This window comes from Flavobacterium sp. xlx-214 (genome assembly GCF_013874595.1).
GTDB lineage: Bacteria > Bacteroidota > Bacteroidia > Flavobacteriales > Flavobacteriaceae > Flavobacterium.
The window spans coordinates 1,136,742-1,158,002 of the sequence record NZ_CP059431.1 but is presented as its reverse complement, the minus strand read 5'-3'; the positions used below and the strand labels follow the sequence as shown (position 1 = coordinate 1,158,002).

At 32.2% G+C, this 21,261-nt stretch carries 22 protein-coding genes; 8 read left to right on the top strand and 14 right to left on the bottom strand.

The genetic code is table 11. The annotated features are described in order from the left end of the window. Position 1 precedes the first annotated feature (1 nt). The 7 genes from H1R17_RS05460 to H1R17_RS05430 all read right to left on the bottom strand — a co-directional run bounded on the left by H1R17_RS05460 (position 2) and on the right by H1R17_RS05430 (position 8,219). Positions 2–1,834, bottom strand: coding sequence for a BatD family protein (locus H1R17_RS05460; RefSeq protein WP_181729253.1), 1,833 nt, complete (start codon positions 1,832–1,834; stop codon positions 2–4). A 1-nt stretch (position 1,835) separates the two neighbouring features. Further along, on the bottom strand, positions 1,836–2,642 hold the full coding sequence (locus H1R17_RS05455; RefSeq protein ID WP_163432797.1) for a tetratricopeptide repeat protein: 807 nt from the start codon (positions 2,640–2,642) through the stop codon (positions 1,836–1,838). Between the two features lie 2 nt (positions 2,643–2,644). Beyond that, complete coding sequence (locus H1R17_RS05450) at positions 2,645–3,679, bottom strand: VWA domain-containing protein (RefSeq protein ID WP_163432796.1); 1,035 nt, start codon at positions 3,677–3,679, stop codon at positions 2,645–2,647. Position 3,680: 1 nt separating this feature from the next. Continuing rightward, positions 3,681–4,682 (bottom strand): VWA domain-containing protein, encoded by a 1,002-nt coding sequence (locus H1R17_RS05445; protein ID WP_163432795.1) that lies wholly within the window; start codon positions 4,680–4,682, stop codon positions 3,681–3,683. Continuing rightward, a complete protein-coding gene (locus H1R17_RS05440) occupies positions 4,675–6,273 on the bottom strand; it encodes a BatD family protein (protein ID WP_163432794.1) in 1,599 nt (532 codons plus the stop codon). Before H1R17_RS05440 ends, H1R17_RS05445 begins: the two co-directional genes overlap by 8 nt. A gap of 1 nt (position 6,274) precedes the next feature. Continuing rightward, positions 6,275–7,138, bottom strand: coding sequence for a DUF58 domain-containing protein (locus H1R17_RS05435; RefSeq protein WP_163432793.1), 864 nt, complete (start codon positions 7,136–7,138; stop codon positions 6,275–6,277). Between the two features lie 76 nt (positions 7,139–7,214). Then, on the bottom strand, positions 7,215–8,219 hold the full coding sequence (locus H1R17_RS05430; RefSeq protein WP_163432792.1) for a MoxR family ATPase: 1,005 nt from the start codon (positions 8,217–8,219) through the stop codon (positions 7,215–7,217). 154 nt (positions 8,220–8,373) lie between these two features. Here H1R17_RS05430 and H1R17_RS05425 point away from each other — a divergent pair, with 154 nt between their 5' ends. Genes H1R17_RS05425 through H1R17_RS05415 form a run of 3 tightly spaced genes read left to right on the top strand, consistent with a single transcriptional unit; the run spans position 8,374 to position 10,838 of the window. Further along, a complete protein-coding gene (locus H1R17_RS05425) occupies positions 8,374–9,519 on the top strand; it encodes a DUF5929 domain-containing protein (RefSeq protein WP_163432791.1) in 1,146 nt (381 codons plus the stop codon). Further along, the gene (locus tag H1R17_RS05420) at positions 9,512–10,240 is read left to right on the top strand and encodes a metallophosphoesterase family protein (protein WP_163432790.1); all 729 of its coding nucleotides are present in this window, start codon (positions 9,512–9,514) and stop codon (positions 10,238–10,240) included. The genes H1R17_RS05425 and H1R17_RS05420 overlap by 8 nt, the downstream gene beginning before the upstream one ends. 37 nt (positions 10,241–10,277) lie before the next feature. Further along, positions 10,278–10,838 (top strand): DUF3575 domain-containing protein, encoded by a 561-nt coding sequence (locus tag H1R17_RS05415; protein ID WP_163432789.1) that lies wholly within the window; start codon positions 10,278–10,280, stop codon positions 10,836–10,838. 35 nt (positions 10,839–10,873) lie between these two features. On the opposite strand, the gene recO is transcribed toward H1R17_RS05415, so the two are convergent. The 3 genes from recO to H1R17_RS05400 form a co-directional block, all read right to left on the bottom strand. Further along, complete coding sequence (gene recO / locus H1R17_RS05410; RefSeq protein WP_163432788.1) at positions 10,874–11,587, bottom strand: DNA repair protein RecO; 714 nt, start codon at positions 11,585–11,587, stop codon at positions 10,874–10,876. After that, entirely contained in the window at positions 11,587–13,899 is a 2,313-nt protein-coding gene (locus H1R17_RS05405; protein ID WP_163432787.1) for a T9SS type A sorting domain-containing protein, read from the bottom strand. Before H1R17_RS05405 ends, recO begins: the two co-directional genes overlap by 1 nt. 111 nt (positions 13,900–14,010) lie before the next feature. After that, positions 14,011–14,778, bottom strand: a complete 768-nt coding sequence (locus H1R17_RS05400; protein ID WP_163432786.1) for a hypothetical protein — start codon at positions 14,776–14,778, stop codon at positions 14,011–14,013. Positions 14,779–14,914: 136 nt separating this feature from the next. Here H1R17_RS05400 and H1R17_RS05395 point away from each other — a divergent pair, with 136 nt between their 5' ends. From H1R17_RS05395 to H1R17_RS05385, 3 genes are all read left to right on the top strand, one after another. Further along, on the top strand, positions 14,915–15,739 hold the full coding sequence (locus H1R17_RS05395; RefSeq protein ID WP_163432785.1) for a UDP-2,3-diacylglucosamine diphosphatase: 825 nt from the start codon (positions 14,915–14,917) through the stop codon (positions 15,737–15,739). Beyond that, positions 15,736–16,707 carry a glycosyltransferase family protein gene (locus H1R17_RS05390; protein ID WP_163432784.1) on the top strand — a complete coding sequence of 324 codons (972 nt, stop codon included), beginning with the start codon at positions 15,736–15,738 and terminating at the stop codon, positions 16,705–16,707. Before H1R17_RS05395 ends, H1R17_RS05390 begins: the two co-directional genes overlap by 4 nt. A gap of 85 nt (positions 16,708–16,792) precedes the next feature. Then, positions 16,793–17,842: a hypothetical protein gene (locus H1R17_RS05385; RefSeq protein WP_163432783.1), complete on the top strand. Its 1,050-nt coding sequence runs from the start codon at positions 16,793–16,795 to the stop codon at positions 17,840–17,842. A gap of 4 nt (positions 17,843–17,846) precedes the next feature. On the opposite strand, the gene H1R17_RS05380 is transcribed toward H1R17_RS05385, so the two are convergent. Continuing rightward, on the bottom strand, positions 17,847–18,086 hold the full coding sequence (locus H1R17_RS05380; RefSeq protein WP_163432819.1) for a VF530 family DNA-binding protein: 240 nt from the start codon (positions 18,084–18,086) through the stop codon (positions 17,847–17,849). A gap of 45 nt (positions 18,087–18,131) precedes the next feature. Beyond that, positions 18,132–18,632, bottom strand: coding sequence for a peptidylprolyl isomerase (locus H1R17_RS05375; protein ID WP_163432782.1), 501 nt, complete (start codon positions 18,630–18,632; stop codon positions 18,132–18,134). Between the two features lie 120 nt (positions 18,633–18,752). Here H1R17_RS05375 and H1R17_RS05370 point away from each other — a divergent pair, with 120 nt between their 5' ends. Further along, a complete protein-coding gene (locus H1R17_RS05370; protein WP_163432781.1) occupies positions 18,753–19,016 on the top strand; it encodes a hypothetical protein in 264 nt (87 codons plus the stop codon). Positions 19,017–19,118: 102 nt separating this feature from the next. Next, positions 19,119–19,562 (top strand): hypothetical protein, encoded by a 444-nt coding sequence (locus H1R17_RS05365; RefSeq protein ID WP_163432780.1) that lies wholly within the window; start codon positions 19,119–19,121, stop codon positions 19,560–19,562. A 124-nt stretch (positions 19,563–19,686) separates the two neighbouring features. On the opposite strand, the gene H1R17_RS05360 is transcribed toward H1R17_RS05365, so the two are convergent. Both H1R17_RS05360 and H1R17_RS05355 read right to left on the bottom strand, forming a co-directional pair. Next, a complete protein-coding gene (locus tag H1R17_RS05360; RefSeq protein ID WP_163432779.1) occupies positions 19,687–20,337 on the bottom strand; it encodes a hypothetical protein in 651 nt (216 codons plus the stop codon). Between the two features lie 636 nt (positions 20,338–20,973). Continuing rightward, on the bottom strand, positions 20,974–21,210 hold the full coding sequence (locus H1R17_RS05355; RefSeq protein ID WP_220185298.1) for a MafI family immunity protein: 237 nt from the start codon (positions 21,208–21,210) through the stop codon (positions 20,974–20,976). Positions 21,211–21,261 lie beyond the last annotated feature (51 nt).

Below are 21,261 nucleotides of genomic sequence, written 5' to 3'. Positions count from 1 at the left end.
ATTACTTTTTTAATTGTTTATCGATTGAATTGATTAATTGAACTGCTAAATTATAATCGTTTTGCATGGTTTGGATATCCATTTGAGCATATCGCGCCATTTCGCAAGTAGTTTTAATGCTTATAAAGGTAGCAATATCTTCTTGTTTAATTTCGTTTGAAAGAAGCAATTCGGTAATGGTATCGTTACTCATTTCAGAGGTTTCAATTTTTAACTTCGCTTTTAAATAATTATGTAAACATCGTTCTAAAGCTTCATAAAATGCTTCCTTATTACCTATTTGATCTTTAGCTGTAGACAAGTACTTTTTAGCCAACTTATTATTGGCTTTTAATTTATTACCAGCTACATCATTAGCTTTTTTATCATTTCTACTTTTAGCAACAATTACAACGGGTAAAATTAATAACGGAGCCAACCACCAAACATAAAATGATTTATTCTGTGTTATGAAATTACCATTAAACCATTCTACTTTCTTATGTAATGGCTGCATTTCTAACTTATTAACTACTTCTATTTTATTGTTTAATGTATCGTTGGTAGGTAATTCTGGTCCTTCGGTTACTTCAATAGTAATAGAATCGGATGTTATTTGTTTGTACGCTTTAGTGGCAACATCAAAATACGAAAAAGTAATTGGCGCAATGGTATATGTGCCTTTGTATTGTGGTACCACAATGTATTTTTCTGCTTTAGTACCTTCCATCCCCGACGAGATATTTTTGGTTACCTTGTCTATTTTTTCAGGATCATACAACTCTAAAGCATTAGGTGCAACTGGTTTTGGTAAGGTTAATAAATCTAAATTCCCTTTTCCTTGAACCGTTAATGTTAATTCTAAAGGTTCGTTAGCTTTCACTGATGTTTTATTAGCCTTAGCGGTAAAAGTATAGCTACCTACTGCGCCTGTAAAACCTTCGGGTTGTTTATCTAATGGCAATGATTTTACTTGAATGGTTTTAGCACCAGATGAATATACTTTTTTGCGAATACCAATTTCGGGTCTACCAAAAACATCTGTTCTACCTGTCATGTATTGCTCATCTAATTCAATTTCTAAAGGATCTATCTTTAAATTCCCTTCCTTCTGAGGCAATAAAACTGCTTTTTGCAATGCAATATATCGGTAGTTTTTTCCATTTAAATTAGCACGTGTTACTTGGATTTCTTTTTGTTCAATCATATGATTCCAAAAACTCTCATACTTTGGTGCGTTCTTAACATTCATTGTGTTAAAACCTGCCCTATCACTCACATACAAACCATACTCAACCGTAATAGGCTCATTTAAATAAGCACTACTTTTAGAAACTTTGGCAACTAAGTGAATACCTTCGCCCATATTTTTAGGCAATTGCTGTTGTTGCTGACGTTGACGATTGTAATAATCTTCTTCTTCCTCAAAAAATGCAGCAAATGGGTCGCGATTTCTTTGTTGTTGACGTGGTTGTTCTTGAACGGCATCGCCTACTTTTATGGTAATAGGTTGCGTTTTGTACACTTTATCTTCAAACTCAATAGTAGCAGCACCAATGAATAAAGTTCCCTTCTTTTTTGGTTGGATAAAGAAAGAAAAACTCTTAGTCATACTGTTTTTTCCGTTTACCGAAACATAACTTACACTTGGGTTAGGACCACCTAAAATAGTGAAATTATCAAACGTTGGTCGTTTAAAATTATCACCATCGCCGTTCATTGAAAAACGAACTTCGATTACTTGATTAATCCCCATATTTTGTCCACTAACCTCGGCTTTAAACTGAAACTGTGCCAAAGAAAGCAAACTTGTACAAAGTGCTATTATTGTAAATATGAAATGTTTATTGAACATATTACCAATCTTTTGTTGTTGGGGTTGTAACAGGCTTGCCTTTTTGTTCACGACCTTGAATACGCTCACGTACGCCTTGCTCATGATTATCTAATGCCTTCAACATGTTTTCCATTTGTTGCTTAGACTGATTTTGTTTTTGCTGTTGCGGATTTGGCTTAGGCTGTTCTTTATCCTTATCGCCTTTATCATCCTTATTTTGATCTTGCTGATCTTTTTTATCCTGATCTCCTTTATCGTCTTTAGGATCTTTCTTATCCTGGTCTTTTTTGTCTTGATCCTTATTTTGATCGTTTTTATCTTTCTGATCTTTGTTTTGATCCTTATTCTGATCTTTTTTGTCTTTATTATCCTTGTTATCTTTATTTTGATCCGGATTTTCTTTTTGCATTTTCTTCGCTAACGCATAATTATAACGTGTTTGCTCGTCATTTGGGTTGTTGCGCAATGCATTCTTATAAGCTTCTACTGCACCACTATAATTTTTTTGTTTCATAAAGGCATTGCCCATATTATGAAAAATTTGATGCTTTTCTTCTTTGGTTTTCGCATTTTTTAAAGCTGTTTGATACGACGAAACTGCTTCGTTCATCGATTGCATTTTGTAAATACTATTTGCCTTGTTGTACAAAGAAGCTGTATTAACTTTATCTTTTGCCGATGCTTTGCGATAGGTTTGTTCTGCCTTGGTGTAATTTTTTACTCCAAAACTTTGATTACCGTTTGCTAACGTTGATTTATACGATTGTGCCTGAACAGCATTTAGCATAACGATTTGTAAAACGATGATATACCAAAAGTGTTTCATTACTATTTTTCGTTAAATAAGTTAATTTTTTTCATCCAAGCGGTTCTGCGTTCTAACACAAAACTATCAATAATTAAAAGCAATAATGCCAAACCAATGAACCATTGAAATTGCGATTGAAAATCGGCTATTTGTTGCGATTCAAAATCCGTTTTTTCAATTTTTTGTAAGGTTTGATCTACCAATTTTAAAACCTCATCGGTTTTAGCGCCGTACATAAAGACACCACCTGTATTTTTGGGAATATCTTTTAAAGTAGCGTCGTTTAATTTGGTCACAACAACGCTTCCGTCAGTATCCTTTTTATAATCGATTACTTTGCCGTTTTGTTTGATTGGAATTTGACCACCAGCAGGCGTTCCTACTCCAATTGTAATAATCTTAATACCCTTATCCTTTGCCATAGCAACTGCATCGCTAATTCCGTCGCCGTGATCTTCACCATCCGAAATTAAAATCATTACTTTGCTTGTTTTAGGATCATCAAAATAATTACTTCCTACTTCAATAGCTTGGCGCAACGCCGTTCCCATACTAGAAACCATATCGGTATGCATATCGTTAATATACATTTTCGCCATGCTGTAATCTGTTGTAATGGGTAACATTGGAAAAGCCGAACCTGCATAACCTACAATTCCGATACGATCGGATGCTAAGTTGTTAATGATTTGCGTTGCCAATTGTTTTGATTTTCCCAAACGCGATGGCGCAATATCTTCGGCCATCATACTTTTAGAAACATCAATTGCAAAAACAATATCAACACCTTGGCGCTTTACGGTTTCTATTTTTGTTCCGAATTTTGGATTTACTAACGCAATAACCAATGCAAAAACGGTTACTGCAAGCAAAATCATTTTAATAAATGGTTTACTTGTTGTTGATGCTTCGGGTGCTAATCGCTTTAAATAAGTACCCGAACCAAATTCTGCTATTTTTTTACGTTTCCATGCGGTATTCCATAGATATACTACTACAACTAATGCAATTAGCGCAAGTAAGTAAAAATAATTTGGTGTATCTAATCCCCACATTTTATACGAATCCTTTAAATAATGTTTTTCTTGAAATAAACTCGGCTAACAATAAAAATAGTGCTAGCAAAACCAATGCACGAAACAATTCGGTACGTTGTACAAACTTTTGCTCATCGACTTTTGTTTTTTCTAATTGATTAATTTCGTCGTAAATATTTTCTAAACGTTTGGTATCTGTTGCTCTAAAATATTTACCGCCTGTTTTTTGGGCGATACTTTTCATTAAAGCTTCATCAATTTCCACTTTCATACGCTTGTATTGCAAATCACCATTAGCATTAATAGCCACAGGCGTTTCTGCCATTCCGTTAGTACCAATACCAATAGTGTATACTTTTACTTTGTATTCTTTGGCGATATCGGCAGCCATTTGTGGATCAATTAAGCCTGAATTATTGACACCATCGGTCATTAAAATAATCACTTTACTTTTGGCTTGACTGTCTTTTAAACGATTAACCGCTGTAGCCAGACCAACACCAATACCGGTTCCGTCTTGAATGATACGATCGTATTTAATATCAGCCAATTGATTTAACAACATATCTTTATCACTTGTAACGGGCGCTTTGGTATATGCTTCGGCTGCGTAGACCACAATTCCTAGACGGTCATCAACACGTTCTTTAATGAAATCGGCAGCTACTTTTTTCAAAGCTTCTAAACGATTGGGTTTTAAATCGCGCGATAACATCGACCCCGAAACATCGGTTGCTAAAACAATATCAACTCCGTTTGTAATTTTAGATTTGGTGCTTTTATCAACCGTTTGCGGTCTTGCCAATGCTACTATTAATGCAACAAAAGCAACAGCTCTTAATAAAAAAAGTAACGGATATAGCTTTGTTAGCAAGGTTTCTTTGCTTTTAAAACCTTCTATTGAACTAATTTTTACAGGTACTTTTTCGTTTTTTCTGTTTGCATACCAATACCAACCCAAGGGCAGTAAAAGCAATAACAACCAGAAATAATTTGGATTTAAAAAGGTTATATTACTCATTTGGTTTTGCTACATTTAATTGAATAGATTCAATAATTTTTTGATCGATTTTTGCACCGTATTCATCCCCTTCTTTAAACAGAACGGCTACTTCTTGAATACCACTTTGTTGTGCAAAAATATAGATATCATATTGTAATTTTATTGCTTCACCTGATATAAAGTTATTTGCAGTAAAAGTACCTGTGCCTCTTATTCCTTTAACGCCATCCAACGTGAACTGTTCTGCATTTGATGTAACATCTTTTGCACCGTATTGTGTACCTACCAACTGCAATTTGCGTTTTAAAACATCTTCTAAATTTAGAGAATCCGTTTTAGTAGCAGTGGTTGAAACCGCCACAATAAGCTGCGTTTTTAAATTGCTATACACAAAAGATGCCGTAGCAGATGCTGTTTTTTCTTTATCGGATTGAGGTAATTGAACTCGAGTTAACGCTTCTGGAGTACTTAAAACAACTGCTGGATATCCGTAATCAGATGTTACCCACTCACGCTCGTACAAACTTTTGTTCGATGCAAACATACTCCATTCTGCACCTGAACGAACTGCTTGAACAATATACACAATTCCTGTTGTTAAAAACAAAACGGCTGTAAGCCCAATAGGAATCCAAGTACGCATTTGCTTGCGCTTTTTAAAACGACGCTCGCGTAACTTCACTCTTTCTGATTGTTCTTCAGAAAAACGAGGAATGGCTTTATCAATAGAAACCGAAACCACTTCTGATGTCTTACGATCTTGTTCAATTTCGTTCATCATAGGTTCTGATTTAGCAAATTTTACCAAATCGGCGGCTTGTAGTACTCGTTTTAAATCGTTAATAGATTCTTTGCTTAACTGTATTTTCTTAGTTTGTACCGTTTTTAATAAATGTTGCACCAATTCTGATGTAGTAGATTCTTTGGCAGGAATTTCAAAAACTTCTTCAATATAATCTCTAATAACATCGGTCATTTCAGAATAATACGACTTTACATCGCCATTTAAAACCAATCGCTTAGAATCTAACAACTGTAACTTTTTAGTCACTTTTTCTAAAGGCGTTTTGTATAAATCCTCCTCGGTTAAATTCTTTTGTTGCAAGCGTTTAATGATAAAGTAAGCTGCAACACCCGCTAAAACGCAAAGCACTAAAGCAAGTAAGTATTTCCAAAGTGTATCTGTATCGGTTTCGCCACCAATTTGCGCTTTAATATCGTACATAGGTTGCTTTAAAGTATCAACAACCACATCGTTTACCTTAATGTTAAACAAGTTGGTTTGATGATTTTTACCATCAACATAAACCGATAAACGAGGCAGTACATAATCACCCGCATCAAATTGGGTTAACGTATATTTTTTAGTTAACTCTAACTGATTGCTGTTTTTAACGGTATCGATTTTAGATTGCTCTAAAACCTCAAACGGACCAATGGTTTGCTGATTTGGAAAAACAACTTTACTGCCTTCATTTGTAGTAGCTTTTAGGGTTAAATTAAAAGCAGATCCTATTTTAATTTGAGTTGAGTCTACGTTAGATGTTACCTGTGCAAAACCTACCCAAGTACCTAAACTAAAAAATAACGCAACTAATAATTTGTTCATATTAACGTGCTTTAAAATAAGCTAATAGTTTTTTAACGTAACTTTCATCGGTGCGTGTTTTTATAAAACCAGCACCACTTCTTGTAAAAGTTTGTGTAAAATATGTTTCTAAATCTTCGTAATGTTCTCGGTATGTTTTACGCACCTCAGCATCGCCAGCGTTCACATACATTGCTTCGCCCGTTTCAGCATCTTGCATTAAAACATATCCTATATTATTTAAGTTTACCTCGCGTTCATCGTACACTTTAATACCTGTAACATCGTGGCGTTTGGCAGCAATACGTAAAATACGATCGTAATCTTTGGTCATAAAATCTGAAAGCACAAAAACAATGGCTTTTTTCTTCATTACTTTTGATAGATATTCAAATGCCTGACCAATATTGGTTTGATTACTTTTTGGTTGAAACTGAATTAACTCGCGAATGATTCTTAAAATATGCGATTTTCCTTTTTTAGGTGGAATGAACAATTCAATTTGATCTGAAAATAAAATCAATCCAATTTTATCATTATTTGTAGTGGCAGAAAAAGCCAAAGTTGCAGCAATTTCGGTTACAATATCTCGCTTAAATTGATCGGTAGATCCAAAATCTTGCGATCCGCTAACATCTACCATTAACATCAATGTTAACTCGCGTTCTTCTTCAAAAACCTTTACGTAAGGCTCACTGTAACGCGCTGTTACATTCCAATCAATCGCACGAATATCATCACCGTATTGGTATTGACGCACTTCGGCAAACGACATACCTTTTCCTTTAAACGAAGTATGATATTCGCCTGAAAAGATGTGATCGCTTAATCGACGGGTTTTAATTTCGATTTTTCGAACCTTTTGTAAAATTTCTTTTGTTTCCATTTTTCTTTGCTTCAGGTTTCAGGTTATTTTTGTTTCAGGTTGCTTTAACGCGAAACTTTAAACATGAAACAAAAAATTAAGGCACTTCAATTTCGTTTACAATTTTATTGATGATGTCTACGCTTGTAATATTATCAGCCTCTGCTTCATACGTAATACCAATACGGTGGCGCAGTACATCTAACACAACCGCACGCACATCTTCTGGAATTACATACCCACGACGGCGAATAAAAGCGTAACATTTTGCTGCGTTTGCTAAGTTGATAGATCCACGAGGCGATGCACCGTAGCTAATATAAGGCTTTAAGCTTTCTAATTTAAATTGCTCTGGATAACGCGTTGCAAAAATGATATCTAAGATATATTTCTCTATTTTTTCATCCATGTACACCTCTTTTACGGTTTGTTGCGCACGTAAAATTTGCTCCATAGAAACCACCGGATTAATGGTAGGCGTTGTACCTGCAAGGTTTTGACGAATAACCAAGCGCTCTTCCTCTAACTTAGGATAATCAATAACGGTTTTTAGCATAAAACGGTCCATTTGTGCTTCTGGTAACGGATATGTTCCTTCTTGCTCAACTGGGTTTTGTGTTGCCATTACCAAAAATGGTTTTTGTAATTTATGCGTAGTATCGCCAATAGTAACTTGCTTTTCTTGCATAGCCTCTAACAAAGCCGATTGCACTTTTGCAGGCGCACGGTTAATCTCATCGGCTAAAATAAAGTTAGCAAATACAGGTCCTTTTTTAATACGAAAATCGTTTTCCTTTACATTGTAAATCATAGTACCCACTACATCGGCAGGTAATAAATCGGGTGTAAACTGTATACGACTAAACGATCCGTGAACTGCTTGCGAAAGTGTGTTAATTGCTAATGTTTTAGCTAAACCTGGCACACCTTCTAATAAAATGTGTCCTTGCCCTAATAAACCAATCAACAAACGATCAATCATGTGCTTTTGCCCCACAATTGCTTTGTTCATCTCGGCAATTAGCAGATCAATAAATGCACTTTCACGCTCAATTTTATCATTGATAGAGCGAATGTCTGTAGTAGCTGTTGATGCTTCCATTATCTATATTTCTGTTCTATATTATTTCTTGTACAAATTGATTAAATTTTATTCTCTTAACTTGTTAACAAATGGTTAAAATACACCATTGAAAAAGAGATTTAAGTATGTATTATCATTTTCTTTTTATAATTTTAAGATAAAACCACGAATTGTGATAAACAAACGCCTACTTATTAAAAATTTAATAGCGCATCATACCGAGAATAGTTTCTTTGATAAGAAACAGCAGCTAAACTTACATACTTTAGAGGGTAAAGCCAAATTTTTAAAGCATGTTTGTTCGCTTTCTAATTCAAATCCTACTAATCAATCGTTTATTTTGGTGGGAATTGAAGATGAACGAAACACCATCATGGGCGTTGATTTCTACGATGACAGTCATATTCAAAACCTTATTAATGCCTATTTAGAAAATCCACCCCAAATTCAGTACGACAATGTAGTTTTTCCGCATTTAAAAAACGGAATGGTGGTTGGGTTGGTTACTATTTTTCCTAAAAAAGGCAAAAGTTACTTTAAAAAACGCATTTATACCATTGAAGAAGGCTTCTCATTCTCAAGAATTGGCAGTATTTCACACCCGCAATATCTTACTCCGCAAGTTAATAACGAAGCTATTGTTGACAGCATTCAAAAAGCATCGGTTACCAATTTAAAGAATACCATAGATAGTGTTTTGCAATTTATCACCAAAACGCACCCCGATATGAAACCTAAATATCAGGTTTTTAAAGAATACTTTACGTTGTGTTGGGCGGGAATTGAGAAAATCAAAAAAGGCGAAACCTATTTATCAAGAGTTGATATTGAGCTAATTAACGAACAAGTAAAGCTTTTTTATTCGGCTTTAGATGAAGTGAGCATTACTTACAACGAAAATGAGTTTGTGATTACCGAATATGTAAAAATTGGCTTTCGTAAAAACAACAGATACATTCCGTTTAGTATTCAGAAAATTATTTTTAATGATGAAATGACATATCAAATTACATCAGAAATTGTTTTTAAAACCCCTTATATTGATAAAAAACATTTGCATCATTTATACAATTATTACGTTTCATTATTAGATAAATTAAGTAACAATAGAAAATTAACCGAAACGGAACAAAACGATTTACAAAACCTTTGCTATTCTTTAATGTTGTGCTACCTTCACGGTTTTCAACATGCCAAAGATTTATTAATTAATCATAAAGAAGTGTTTAAAAATGCTAAATTTACCTTTTTATACACCTCATTTAAAGAAGTAATGCGTATACTTCGAAAATTGAAATACGAAACTCAAAATGACTAATACCTATGTTATTGGCGATATTCATGGTGGTTTAAAAGCCCTGCTACAAGTTTTAGAGAGAGCCAACGTAACCCCAAACGACACCCTAATTTTCTTAGGCGATTATGCTGATGGATGGAGCGAAACACCTAAAGTAATTGATTTTTTAATAGATCTTGCAACAAAACAGAAGTGTATTTTTATGCAAGGTAATCATGAAGAAATGCTATTAAAATGGTTGCGTAAAGAAGACGATAATGAACTTTGGCGCTTTCATGGCGGCGAAGTTAGTGTACAAGCTTATCAAAACATACCATTAAAAACCATAGAAAAACACATAACTTTTTTAGAAAATTTAAACGAGTTTTATATTGATGATGAAAACCGCTTGTTTGTACATGCTGGTTTTACTCATTTAAAAGGCGTAACATTTGAGTACTTTAGAGGCATGCTTTGGTGGGATAGAACTTTATGGGAAACCGCCATGGCTGTAGAAGGTAACTTAAGCACCAATGATGTACGCTATCCAGGACGATTAAAACTATATAAAGAAATTTTTGTGGGGCACACGCCTGTTATCCGTTTTGGAGCATCGGCACCAATGAATTTTGCTAACGTTTGGAACATAGATACCGGAGCTGCTTTTACAGGTAAATTGTCCATTTTAAACGTAAATACAAAAGAATATTGGCAAAGTGATGTTTTACCTAGTCTATATCCTAACGAAAAAGGTAGAAATTAAACATAAAAACTTTATATTTGCCAAAAATATCATGATTATGAAAAGATTAGCATTAGTTATTTGCGCTTTAATTGGTACTGCAAATGTACAAGCACAAGCGTTAAACGAAGTAGAATTAAACATTTTTAATACTATTGTAAATCAATCTATTGAAATTGGTTACGAACATTTTATTGATCAAGATCAATCAATTGGTGTTGATTTAATGATTAACGATCGTTTTTCTTATTTCGGGCAAAACAAAAAAGCCGATAAATTCAAACAGTTTAACACCAATGCTATTGCTGTAAACTATAGTTTTTATTTTGGTGGAAAAGAAGGTGAGCACGCTTCTGGCTTTTACGCACAACCTTTCTTAAAGTATCGTTTTGGTGATTACGAACATGCTGAAGAAGTAGCAAAAGGAGTTTATCAAAACAAAACAACCGATATGAATGCTTTTATTTTAGGTGTTGGTGCTGGTTACAAATTAGTTAAAAATGATGCTTTTACAGTTTCTCCATTTATAAACATTGGACGTAATTTTAGCGATGAAGTTATTGATGAATTTGCAGGAATTGAATTAAATGCAGGTATTAATATTGGATACCGTTTCTAATAAAAAATAAAAAAGCGTTCTGTTGAACGCTTTTTTTATTGAAATAATTCGGGTAAAATTTCTATTGATTTTATTTGTTTGAATTGCGCAATGTGAATTTCATAATAGCGTAATATCAATTTAAGCAACCCTCTGCGTTCAGCGTTGTTTGTTATTATTCTATTATCGTTTAACGAAACATCAAACAACTTTTTAAATAAAGAAGTTTCGTCTTCATTAAAACATAAAGGTGTAAACTCAGAACCAAAAGTTCCATCTACAGGGTTAAAATAAACTCCTTTTATATTTTCCTTATTAGGAAAAAAACCTAAATATTTAGTTAGATTCCATAAAAACCACAAATGAAAGTTTGGTGTAAAATCATGTTCATCAAACCATATCAAAGCCGTTTTTAAATACAGAAACAAGGCTTTATTTACTTGCTCATCCTTTAAGCTATTGGCTAATACTTCGGCCAAAAAAACAGCTACACAATTTTTATAAAAATCAGTTGCAAAAGTTTGATAAGCATAAGCCAATTTAAGCTCATTAATATATTCTAAAGATTCTTTGTTTTTATGAGTTGCATCAACAAACAATAAATTTAAAGGCTGAAAATAAGCGCTGTTTAAAGCTTTGTTTTTTGTTCCAAAAGCATTGCGAATAAAATACGTTTTGAGTCCAAAATCCTTTGTAAAACTCTTAACAACCAAACTTTTTTCTTGATACCGCAATGCGCTTAAAACAATTATTTCTGTTTTAACTTGCATTAACGAATAATCATTACTTTTTTGACTCCGTCTAAAGTTCCATCTTCAGAGCTAACAAAAATCATGTAAACTCCAGAAGGTACTTTTGAACCCGAAAAACTTAAAGTATTCCATGTAACAGTTCCGCCTAATGATTTTGTTTCATAAACTAAATTACCCGCTACATCGGTTATTTTCACATTAGCGTTTGATGTTAATCCAGCAATTTTAACATCGCCTGTGTAACCTGGTTTTACTGGATTTGGATATACTTTAATATGATCTAAATTTGCGGTAGGTGTTGTAGCAAAATTCTTAAAAGATACAACTCCGCTTCTAGAAACAAAAAACACCTCACCTGTTGAACCTTCAATTGTTATAGCATCAATGTTATTACTTGGTAATGGTGAATTTTCTTTGGTGAACTTGTAAATGGTTTCATAATTAGACCCTGAGATTAAGAAAACACCAGAATCGGCAATAGAAACCCATTTGTTATTAGAGCCGTCAACTGTTATCGCCAAAACATCTTGCTCAAAAAACAATTCTTGCGCCTTACCCTCATCTTCAATTACAATGTTTGCAGGTGATAACTGAGAAGCAGTTAAAAACTGATCTACGTTATTAATTACTCTAATTCCTTTTGAAGTACCAATCCACAACTTATTGTCGTAATCCAAAGCAATAGATTTAACAATATTTGAAGGCAGGTTATTTTTTGAATCGATAAGCATCGATTTGTTATTCTTTGTTTCATTAAAAGCTATCAATCCATTTAATTTACTTACAATCCATTTTGTACTATTTTTATCAATAATTGGAGCAAAAAAAGCATCATGGAACAATTCAGAATTACCTGAAAAAACACTTACATTATAAAACTGAATCTGATTATTTTTATCTATTGACCCTAAAAAAGGCATAGCTAATTCATTTGTAAACCAGCCATTTCCATTTCTGTCATACGAAACACCATATACACGCACATCGCCTTCCACTTCAACATACTCATTTTGTGATGAAAATACTCTTACTTGTTGTAGGGGTGAATTTGTTTGGTTTAAGATACTAACCTGCTTGTTTGTCTCATCATACAAAGCAAATCCGTCATGAAAAGTACTTATATAAGCTATATTTGGCTTTTGAGGATTAAAACTTACATTAACTGTTGATTTTAATTGATTTAAACTGTTTGATGAAATTTCTTGCCATGTTTGCAGATTCTTCATCACACTTATACCATATTTAGTTAAACCGTTTGGTTTATATGGATCCATGTTTATGCCATATCCACCAAAAGTCATCCATAAATCGCTATTATTTAATGTAACAGATGACACATCATTACTTATAGGTCCTTTAGGTGAAACATTTTCAATATTCTCTTTATTTTCATAAGGAACCTTTAATGCCCCTTGTGTTTTAGTTGCCATAAAGTAATTTCCATTAGCAAAAGTAGCATCATTAACACCACCTTTATCAGCTAAAGAAAAAACAAACTCATTGTATACACCTAAGTCAGAAGATCTTAAGCGTGCGGCTTCATGTGTAATTTCAATAAGGATATCACTTGATACTGCTAATTTCAAAAATCCATCCCAAACTACATCAATTTTTGTAATTTGGTTTGATGCAGAAATTGTATTTAAAGACAAATCTTCCTTAACACCAACTAATTGATTGTTAAACAACACCAAATCAATCCAATTACTAAAATCAACAACTTGCCAACTGTTGTAATCAATTAAATTACTATTGATTGATGCCTTTTTGATACCTTCATTAGTAACTGCGGCATACAACTGATTGTTTAAAACAGCTACATTACTTACATTAACCATTTCACCAGCAACACCAATATAAAAAGTATCGCCAAAATGATTATCATTTAAACGAACAGCTGTTACTCCGTAACCCGTTGCTAAGTATGCGTACCCTGCATGAATAGTAATTTTATTAATCTTTTTTTGATTGTCAGGAATTGCTGTTTTATTGTAAATATCATTTAAATGATATATTTTATCAGTAGCTAAATCAATAATGGCAACTTTTCCGTTAGTACTACCAATAATTAATTTTTTATAATCTTTAGCATATGCCAAAGCATGAATATCTTCAATTTTTAAACCTGAAATAGTATTGTAAATTTCGGTTTCTTTAGAATACTGATTGTAAGCAAAAACACTGTTACTGGTAGCAATGTATATATTTTGATCATCTTTTTCAATGGCTTTTGTTTCTTGGTAAGAATAATATCCTTTCCACAAAGGATTACCTTGCGAAAAAGAAACGAATGATACCATTAAAAAGAAAAAAGTATAAAGGAATTTCATATTGTGCTTATTGAACCTTAAAAACGTTGAATGTATAAAAATAGTATAATTTAAGTTATATAAAACACCTTTAGAAAGAAAAAAACAAATGATTATTTCAAAACGGTTTAACTATTCCCACCAAATTTCCTCTTCGGTTGCTATCGCTTTTGAGTTGTTATGTAAGTAAGCATCGTTGTAGGTTTTCCAACCTTTATTATTGTACTTTTCATTAGGACTAAATTCGCCTGCGCCTAAATCAAAATCGGCAGCAACATTAGGTACTCTAAAATCGGCCCATTTACAAAGCTTCACATCGTTTGTTTTATAATCTGTCCACGTACCTTCAAATACATTGTTTAAATAACTATCGCGATACAAATCTAAATCGTTGTAAAACAATTCCTTTTCTTCTGTAATTTGAAACATTCCTTGGTAGGTTCCTTTAAAAATACCCGAATGTTCTGTATTGGTTGGTTCTTTAAACTCGTAAACACCCGTTACAACGCCTTCATAAATGCTTGGTAATGAAACCGCATGCTCTTCTAATGTACGTGGTTTAATTTGTCGGATATTTTGCAAGGTAAGCACACCTTCAAAAACTTCTATATTGTTGCCTACTTTCGATTTTCCTTTAATATGGTATTCATTCTTACGTGTAGTATTTTTTGTAACCTCAACAATTTTAATTTGAATACGTCTATAACCATCACCAATAACACCTAACGGATGCGTATCTGGCATTCCTTTAATTAAAGATGAAAAATCAAGCGTATTCCATCTTTCTAAATCATTTGTAGTAGCACTATATTCAGAAGCATCAATAATTTGCGTAAATCTATTTTGAGCGTTTAGCAACAAACCAAACAAGCATATTATCAGTGTAAAAAAACTTTTCATCTATCGTTTATTTACATCAAAAGTAGCTATTTTACCCTATTATTAATGCAAAAATGTTTATTTCTTCTTAAAAACATAACTATTTACAAACTGTAATTTTACACTAGCAAACTACTTTTCAATAAATTTAGTTTGTATGAAAAGACGTGTAGAAGTTGCTGTAATTTCAGACACCCATTTAGGAACTTACGGTTGTAAAGCCAAAGAACTTTTAAATTATTTAAAATCGATTGATCCAAAAGTATTGATTTTAAATGGCGATTTTATTGACATTTGGCAATTTAAGAAAAGTTACTTCCCAGAAAGTCATTTAGAAGTTATTAAATATATTTTAAACCTATCATTATCAAACTGTCAGGTTATTTATTTAACGGGAAATCATGATGAATTTCTACGAAAATTCTCACCTATGACTTTTGGAAAGATACAATTAGCCGATAAATACATTTTTGAATTAGATGGTAAAAAAACATGGGTTTTTCATGGCGATGTTTTTGATTCATCGGTTCAACACAGTAAATGGATTGCCAAATTAGGCGGTATTGGTTATGATTATCTTATCCGCTTAAACAATTTATCAAACTGGGTACTTGGAAAATTGGGTAAAGAAAAATATTCGTTCTCTAAAAAAATTAAAAACAACATAAAAAAAGCTGTAAAATTCATTGGCGATTTTGAACAAACTGCTTCTGAACTAGCCATTGAAAATCATTTTGACTATGTTATTTGCGGACACATTCATCAACCTCAAAAACGAGTAGTAGCTACCAATAAAGGTTCTTGTTTGTATTTAAACTCGGGCGATTGGATTGAAAACCTAACAGCTTTAGAGTACAATAACAATGAGTGGGAGATTTATTACTATGAAAACGATGTTTTTGCCAACTTAATGCAGCAAATTGATGAACCTTCAAAAGAAATCGATCCTCTTTACAATTCCCTTGAACTACTTTTTAAATGAAAATACTATACGCATTACAAGCAACAGGCAACGGGCACATAGCACGTGCCAATGTTTTAATACCAAAACTTAAAGAACACGCACAAGTAGATGTTTTTGTGTCGGGACAAAACTCTCAGCTGCTATTAAATGAAAAAGCAACACAAAACAAAGGTATATCATTATTTTATTCTAAAAAAGGAGGATTAAACTACAAAAAAATCATTCAAAAAAACTCGTTATTTCATTTTATAAAATCAATCAAAAGCTGTCCGGTGCAAGATTACGATTTAATTGTAAACGATTTTGAACCCATAACTGCTTATGCCGCAAAACTACGTCATCAAAACATAATAGGGTTAAGTCATCAGGCAGCTGTACTTCATAATTTAGCGCCTAAACCCAATACCAAGCATCATTTTAGTAAAATGATTTTACAACAATATGCGCCTATTCAAAAATCGTTTGGTTTTCATTTCACCAAATACGATGACTCTATTTATTACCCAATTTTGCGAGAATCTATTCGAAATTTAAAAACAGGTACCGAAGAATATTTTCTTGTATACTTGCCTAGTTTTAATAACGAAAAAATTTATCAAACCCTTTCTCAAATCAAAGGAATTGATTGGATTATTTTCTCGCCTTTTAGCAAAACATCTAAAAAACAAAGCAATTGTACGTTTTTTCCTATCGATGAAAAGCTTTTTACATCATACTTAGCAACAGCCAAAGGTGTATTATGCGGTGCTGGTTTTGAATTTCCTGCCGAAGTATTGCATCTGCAAAAAATGTTGTACGTAATACCTATAAAGGGACAGTTTGAGCAATATTGCAATTATATGGCATTAAAACAATTGGGTGTAATGGGAAATGAACAGTTAGATGCTCAAGATTTAAAACAATGGATTGCAACCAACCATATTACCAACATTTCTTTTGAAGATGAAACCGATGCTTTAATCAATCGCATTGTAAATCTCACTTAAGTTCAACAATACCTCTTTATTTGTTTTTGTTTTCTATTTAAAGATGTTACTTTTAGGTATTAAAGGCTACAAAAAAGAAAATAGAATGAAGAAAATTGTTTTAGCAGTACTATTATGCGTTACTGTTGCATGTAAAGATGATAATAACCCAGGGAATAATGAGGAAAACAATCTTTCTGAGATTTATTTACCCGATAGAGAAGTATATGTAAGCGGTTGGGAAACTATTAACGGTAAACAGCAACATGTTATTTGGAAAAACGGCGATTTAAGCATTTTAGAAAGTAATGAAAACTTAAGTACCGAGGCAAGTAATGTTTTTGTTGAAGGAAACGATGTATATGCATCAGGTTACGAAGGTTTAATACTTTGCGCCTGGAAAAACAATAAAATTATACGTTATCCGCAAGCAAGTGCCACCAGTTATAGCAATCAATTGTTTGTAAATAGCAGTAATGTATATATTTTACACGATCAATCATCAGAACCAAAATACACCCAACGCATTTGGAAAAACAATACAGTATTACAAACAAGTTCTCCGGGCATTAATACCTTTACGCAGTTTAAAGTAGTAAATAATGATGTTTTTATAGCCGGATCTGTAGATACAGGTGTTAATAAAACAGCGGCACGCTTATGGAAAAACAATCAATTGGTTAATACACAAGCAATACAAGCCGAAATGGACGAGTTTGTGTTTGTTGATTACCTAAATAACGATCGATTTGTAGTAGGTGCAAAAAAAATAACCAGCAACAACATTCAATACCGCATTTTTAAGAACGATAACTTAATACATACCCTAATTATAGACAAACAAGCAAGTTTTCCTATTTTTAGATTAACAGAAACGGGCAATATGTATACAGCCGTAGCACAATATATAAATGCTGATGATACTCAATTCCACTTTTATAAAAACAGCACACAAGTAAGCATTTTACAAAGCAACAATCATAAGTTTTTAAACGATTTTTACGTTTATAAAGAATCTTTATATTGTTTGTATGAAGAAGAAGACGTAGCAAAAGACTATTTTGTTCCTAAAATTTGGAAAGATGGTAAAACAAGCACCATATCAACCAGTACCAATAAAAACAGAGCCTTTTCTATCTTTGTAAAAGCAAAATAAAAAGCTATTTTTTGTTTTTAGCTAAAAACGGATGAATTTTTACATACAATTGCTCTACCTTTTCACGTGCCCAAGGCGTTTTACGTAAAAAAGTAAGCGATGATTTAATACTAGGATTGCTTTTAAAGCAATTAATAGGTATTTCTTTAGCCATTGGCTCCCACCCTTCAAAGAAATCAACCATTTCTTCTAATACTTGTTGAAGTGTTACACCGTGTAATGGATCTTTATGCATGTATGGTATTTTTGTAAAGATAAAAAAAACCACTCTTAGAGTGGTTTTATATTTTTAGTGTGTTTCGGTACCGTCTACACCATGTGCATGCCCGTGAGATAACTCTTCTTCGGTAGCAGGACGTGTAGCTACAACTTCTACATCAAATTCTAACGTTTTACCAGCCATTGGGTGGTTTAAATCGGCAACAACTGCGTTATCTGTAACCTCAACTACAATAGCACGAAACTGATTTCCTTGATCATCTGTTAAAGGTAACATAGCACCAACAGGTGGCAAGCCAGATTCACTAAACATTTCTAAAGGTAATTGTGCAATAGCGTTAGGATCGGTTTCACCGTACCCATTTTCAGGTGTAATTACAAACGATTTTTTATCACCAGCAGTTAAACCACTTAATTCTTCTTCAAATTTAGGAATCATCATACCTACACCATGTAAATACGTTAACGGATTTTCTGATGTTGTTTCTTCTACAAATACTTTTTCTCCGTTTGCCTCTACAGTGTGCAATTTGTAGCTTACTGTTACTGCATGATTGTTTTCTATTGTCATAATTATGTATATTTCTTTATTTGTTACATACAAACAATAATTGTTCCTCTTTAAAACGCATGACTATTTGGCAGTTTGCTGTTTGGTTTTATTCGTTTATCTTTAGATTGATATCAAACAATGAATGAAATTTATAGTTATTATAAAAACATGCAATCAAACAACTTTGATTTAACCAATTTTATATATGGATTGTTACTTTTATTAGGAGCAGTTCTCGTTTATAAATTCAATAGGTTTTGGGTTAAGGAAATGAAAAAGAAAGGTGAAAAATTAGATATATATGACAAGGGACCTAGAACAACTAATGAAATAACACTTATTTTTATGCTTGTTTTTCTATCAATAGTTTTCTTTTTAAAAGCTTTTAAACTATGGGATTAATGATTTTTATTAGTTTTAGGTAATACTGCTTAACAATCAATCAAAATCAGCAATTTTATTACATCTACTAACACAAAACTAGTTTATTAAAACTCAAAAAAAATGAATAAAAAAGCAATCAAGCCATATATTATTTTCTTTAGTATTGTTTTTTTTATAGTACTTATTATAAATGTAATTAAAGAAATTACTTACAGTAAATACTTAATTAAAGATGTAGAAATGGAATATAAATCTGTTGTAATTGATCTATATAACCCTAGAGAATGGATAAAAGACCCAACATTTATGAAACTACGTAAAAATAATAATGAGGAAATAGATGTTTATCTTACAGATGAACTATTTAAATACATTGCTATAGGAGATAGTTTAATTAAAATAAAAAATGAAAATAGTTGTTATGTAAAAAAACCTAATGAAGACAAGAAACACTTTTTTTATCGTAGAATTTCTAAAGAAGATCGAAACCATTGGACATATCCTAAAGAATGGAAAAACAAATGGATGGAATCAAGTAAATGGGATACAATAACAAGAAATTAATACTAACATCAACCCCAAAATTTTTCAACTTATATAAAATCCATTCAAAAAGTAACCATAAAAAATGATGCCGTGTAATACACGGCATCAAAAGAGTCAAACTATTAATAAAAAAAGCATCGCCTTACAAAATATAGCATCGTTTATAATCGCTATATATCTTAACTTCATTGTGTGCAATATAACTTACGCGACATTCATACGAACCGCCACTTTTTAAATTGCGTTGTACACATTTACTACTACCTTGGGTGCAAATCATCACCTCATTTGTTTGTGTATCTTTAATTTCAAACTGAAAAGCCAGTACACCTTTAACTTTTTTAGCTGATAAAGACAATTCACCAGGTGCAGTACTTACTGCTGTAAAGCTAATGGGCGCACCCGGATGTGGAATGGGCTCGGGTTGCTTACTTAACTCAAAACCCGAGTTCACAAGTATCTCAACATTGCCGTTTGCAAATACTTCTATTTGCATTGCCCACAGTTTTAAGGCATTTTCAAGGGCACCACGCTTTAAATCGCGTACAATTTTCTCAATACGCCCTTTATTCATAAAAGCCAGCAACGCATCATCAAACTCGCTTACCAATGTTTCCATATCGCTTCTAATAGGCACCAAATTAGGTACGTAAATAGCTTCTATTTTGTTGGCTTTAAGTTGATCTTTATGTAATTCTTCTCTGTTCACTTTTAATAACACATTACGTGCTAACTCTAACAACTTTAAGTCGCTAGTAGTCTGATAATTCTTTTTTAAAACAGGAGTTTTCATACTTCATATTTGTTTTTAGTTTGTATAGTATCTAAAAAACATCATTTTCATTAAATAAGTTTAAGCATCAACTTATTCTCCTTCTTTATAAGCTTCTATTTTAATTTTTTAAGCTCACATTTTAATGCAGCAAACATATTTTTTAATTTAATAGGGTAACTTTTACTTTTTATAACATTATAATTTGCTTTTATAAGCAGGTAAAAATAATTTATGAAGTTGTATTTTTAAAAAACAACATTAAAAAATACTTTTATGAAGTAATATAAATTGTTTTAAAACTTATTTTTAAATAAATAAAGGTTGTATTACCATTTTATACCTTACTAAAAAAATAAATGAGATTTGTTTACATGCGTACCTTATTTTAAAAAGATAAAAATAAGGCACTGTGTATTTAAAGCATGTTTATTGTAAAGATTGTTACATTTTATAAGTTAATACATGGTATAGAATGCTTTAAACACAACTTGTTGGTTTAGGCTTTATCCATAAGCTTGTGTTTTATGATATGAAATTACCATTAAAATAATTACCTAACCGCATAAAATAAATATTTTTTACAACTATTTTAGCAGTATCTTTATAGATGGTGTTAATTTGATACTATATACTCATAAAAAATTTTGATTATATTTATTTTATTAAATCTTTCATGAAGGAATAATGCAAATGATCAATTTTCATTAGTTCACCAATCTTAGCAATTAGTTCATAAATAGTATAATCAATTTTAATATCATATTCATATAATTGAGTAATGAGTGTGCTAAAACACAATTCAAATTCATTAACATTTAAATACTCCTTTGCAATTATTATATCTTTATTTGGTAAATTTAAATTTGTTGATACAAAAATTAGTTTTTGCAAAAAGTCAATTAACTTATTATCCATACTATTAAAAAATGAACTATTATAACC

What these genes read in the sequence shown, in the direction of transcription:
- H1R17_RS05375 (WP_163432782.1), bottom strand. Translation starts at nt 18,632, where the DNA reads ATGACAATAGAAAACAATCATGCAGTAACAGTAAGCTACAAATTGCAC.
- H1R17_RS05450 (WP_163432796.1), bottom strand. Translation starts at nt 3,679, where the DNA reads ATGTGGGGATTAGATACACCAAATTATTTTTACTTACTTGCGCTAATT.
- recO (WP_163432788.1), bottom strand. Translation starts at nt 11,587, where the DNA reads ATGCAAGTTAAAACAGAAATAATTGTTTTAAGCGCATTGCGGTATCAA.
- H1R17_RS05365 (WP_163432780.1), top strand. Translation starts at nt 19,119, where the DNA reads ATGAATAAAAAAGCAATCAAGCCATATATTATTTTCTTTAGTATTGTT.
- H1R17_RS05455 (WP_163432797.1), bottom strand. Translation starts at nt 2,642, where the DNA reads ATGAAACACTTTTGGTATATCATCGTTTTACAAATCGTTATGCTAAAT.
- H1R17_RS05435 (WP_163432793.1), bottom strand. Translation starts at nt 7,138, where the DNA reads ATGGAAACAAAAGAAATTTTACAAAAGGTTCGAAAAATCGAAATTAAA.
- H1R17_RS05440 (WP_163432794.1), bottom strand. Translation starts at nt 6,273, where the DNA reads ATGAACAAATTATTAGTTGCGTTATTTTTTAGTTTAGGTACTTGGGTA.
- H1R17_RS05430 (WP_163432792.1), bottom strand. Translation starts at nt 8,219, where the DNA reads ATGGAAGCATCAACAGCTACTACAGACATTCGCTCTATCAATGATAAA.
- H1R17_RS05415 (WP_163432789.1), top strand. Translation starts at nt 10,278, where the DNA reads ATGAAAAGATTAGCATTAGTTATTTGCGCTTTAATTGGTACTGCAAAT.
- H1R17_RS05445 (WP_163432795.1), bottom strand. Translation starts at nt 4,682, where the DNA reads ATGAGTAATATAACCTTTTTAAATCCAAATTATTTCTGGTTGTTATTG.
- H1R17_RS05360 (WP_163432779.1), bottom strand. Translation starts at nt 20,337, where the DNA reads ATGAAAACTCCTGTTTTAAAAAAGAATTATCAGACTACTAGCGACTTA.
- H1R17_RS05420 (WP_163432790.1), top strand. Translation starts at nt 9,512, where the DNA reads ATGACTAATACCTATGTTATTGGCGATATTCATGGTGGTTTAAAAGCC.
- H1R17_RS05385 (WP_163432783.1), top strand. Translation starts at nt 16,793, where the DNA reads ATGAAGAAAATTGTTTTAGCAGTACTATTATGCGTTACTGTTGCATGT.
- H1R17_RS05405 (WP_163432787.1), bottom strand. Translation starts at nt 13,899, where the DNA reads ATGAAATTCCTTTATACTTTTTTCTTTTTAATGGTATCATTCGTTTCT.
- H1R17_RS05400 (WP_163432786.1), bottom strand. Translation starts at nt 14,778, where the DNA reads ATGAAAAGTTTTTTTACACTGATAATATGCTTGTTTGGTTTGTTGCTA.
- H1R17_RS05395 (WP_163432785.1), top strand. Translation starts at nt 14,915, where the DNA reads ATGAAAAGACGTGTAGAAGTTGCTGTAATTTCAGACACCCATTTAGGA.
- H1R17_RS05390 (WP_163432784.1), top strand. Translation starts at nt 15,736, where the DNA reads ATGAAAATACTATACGCATTACAAGCAACAGGCAACGGGCACATAGCA.
- H1R17_RS05370 (WP_163432781.1), top strand. Translation starts at nt 18,753, where the DNA reads ATGAATGAAATTTATAGTTATTATAAAAACATGCAATCAAACAACTTT.
- H1R17_RS05460 (WP_181729253.1), bottom strand. Translation starts at nt 1,834, where the DNA reads ATGTTCAATAAACATTTCATATTTACAATAATAGCACTTTGTACAAGT.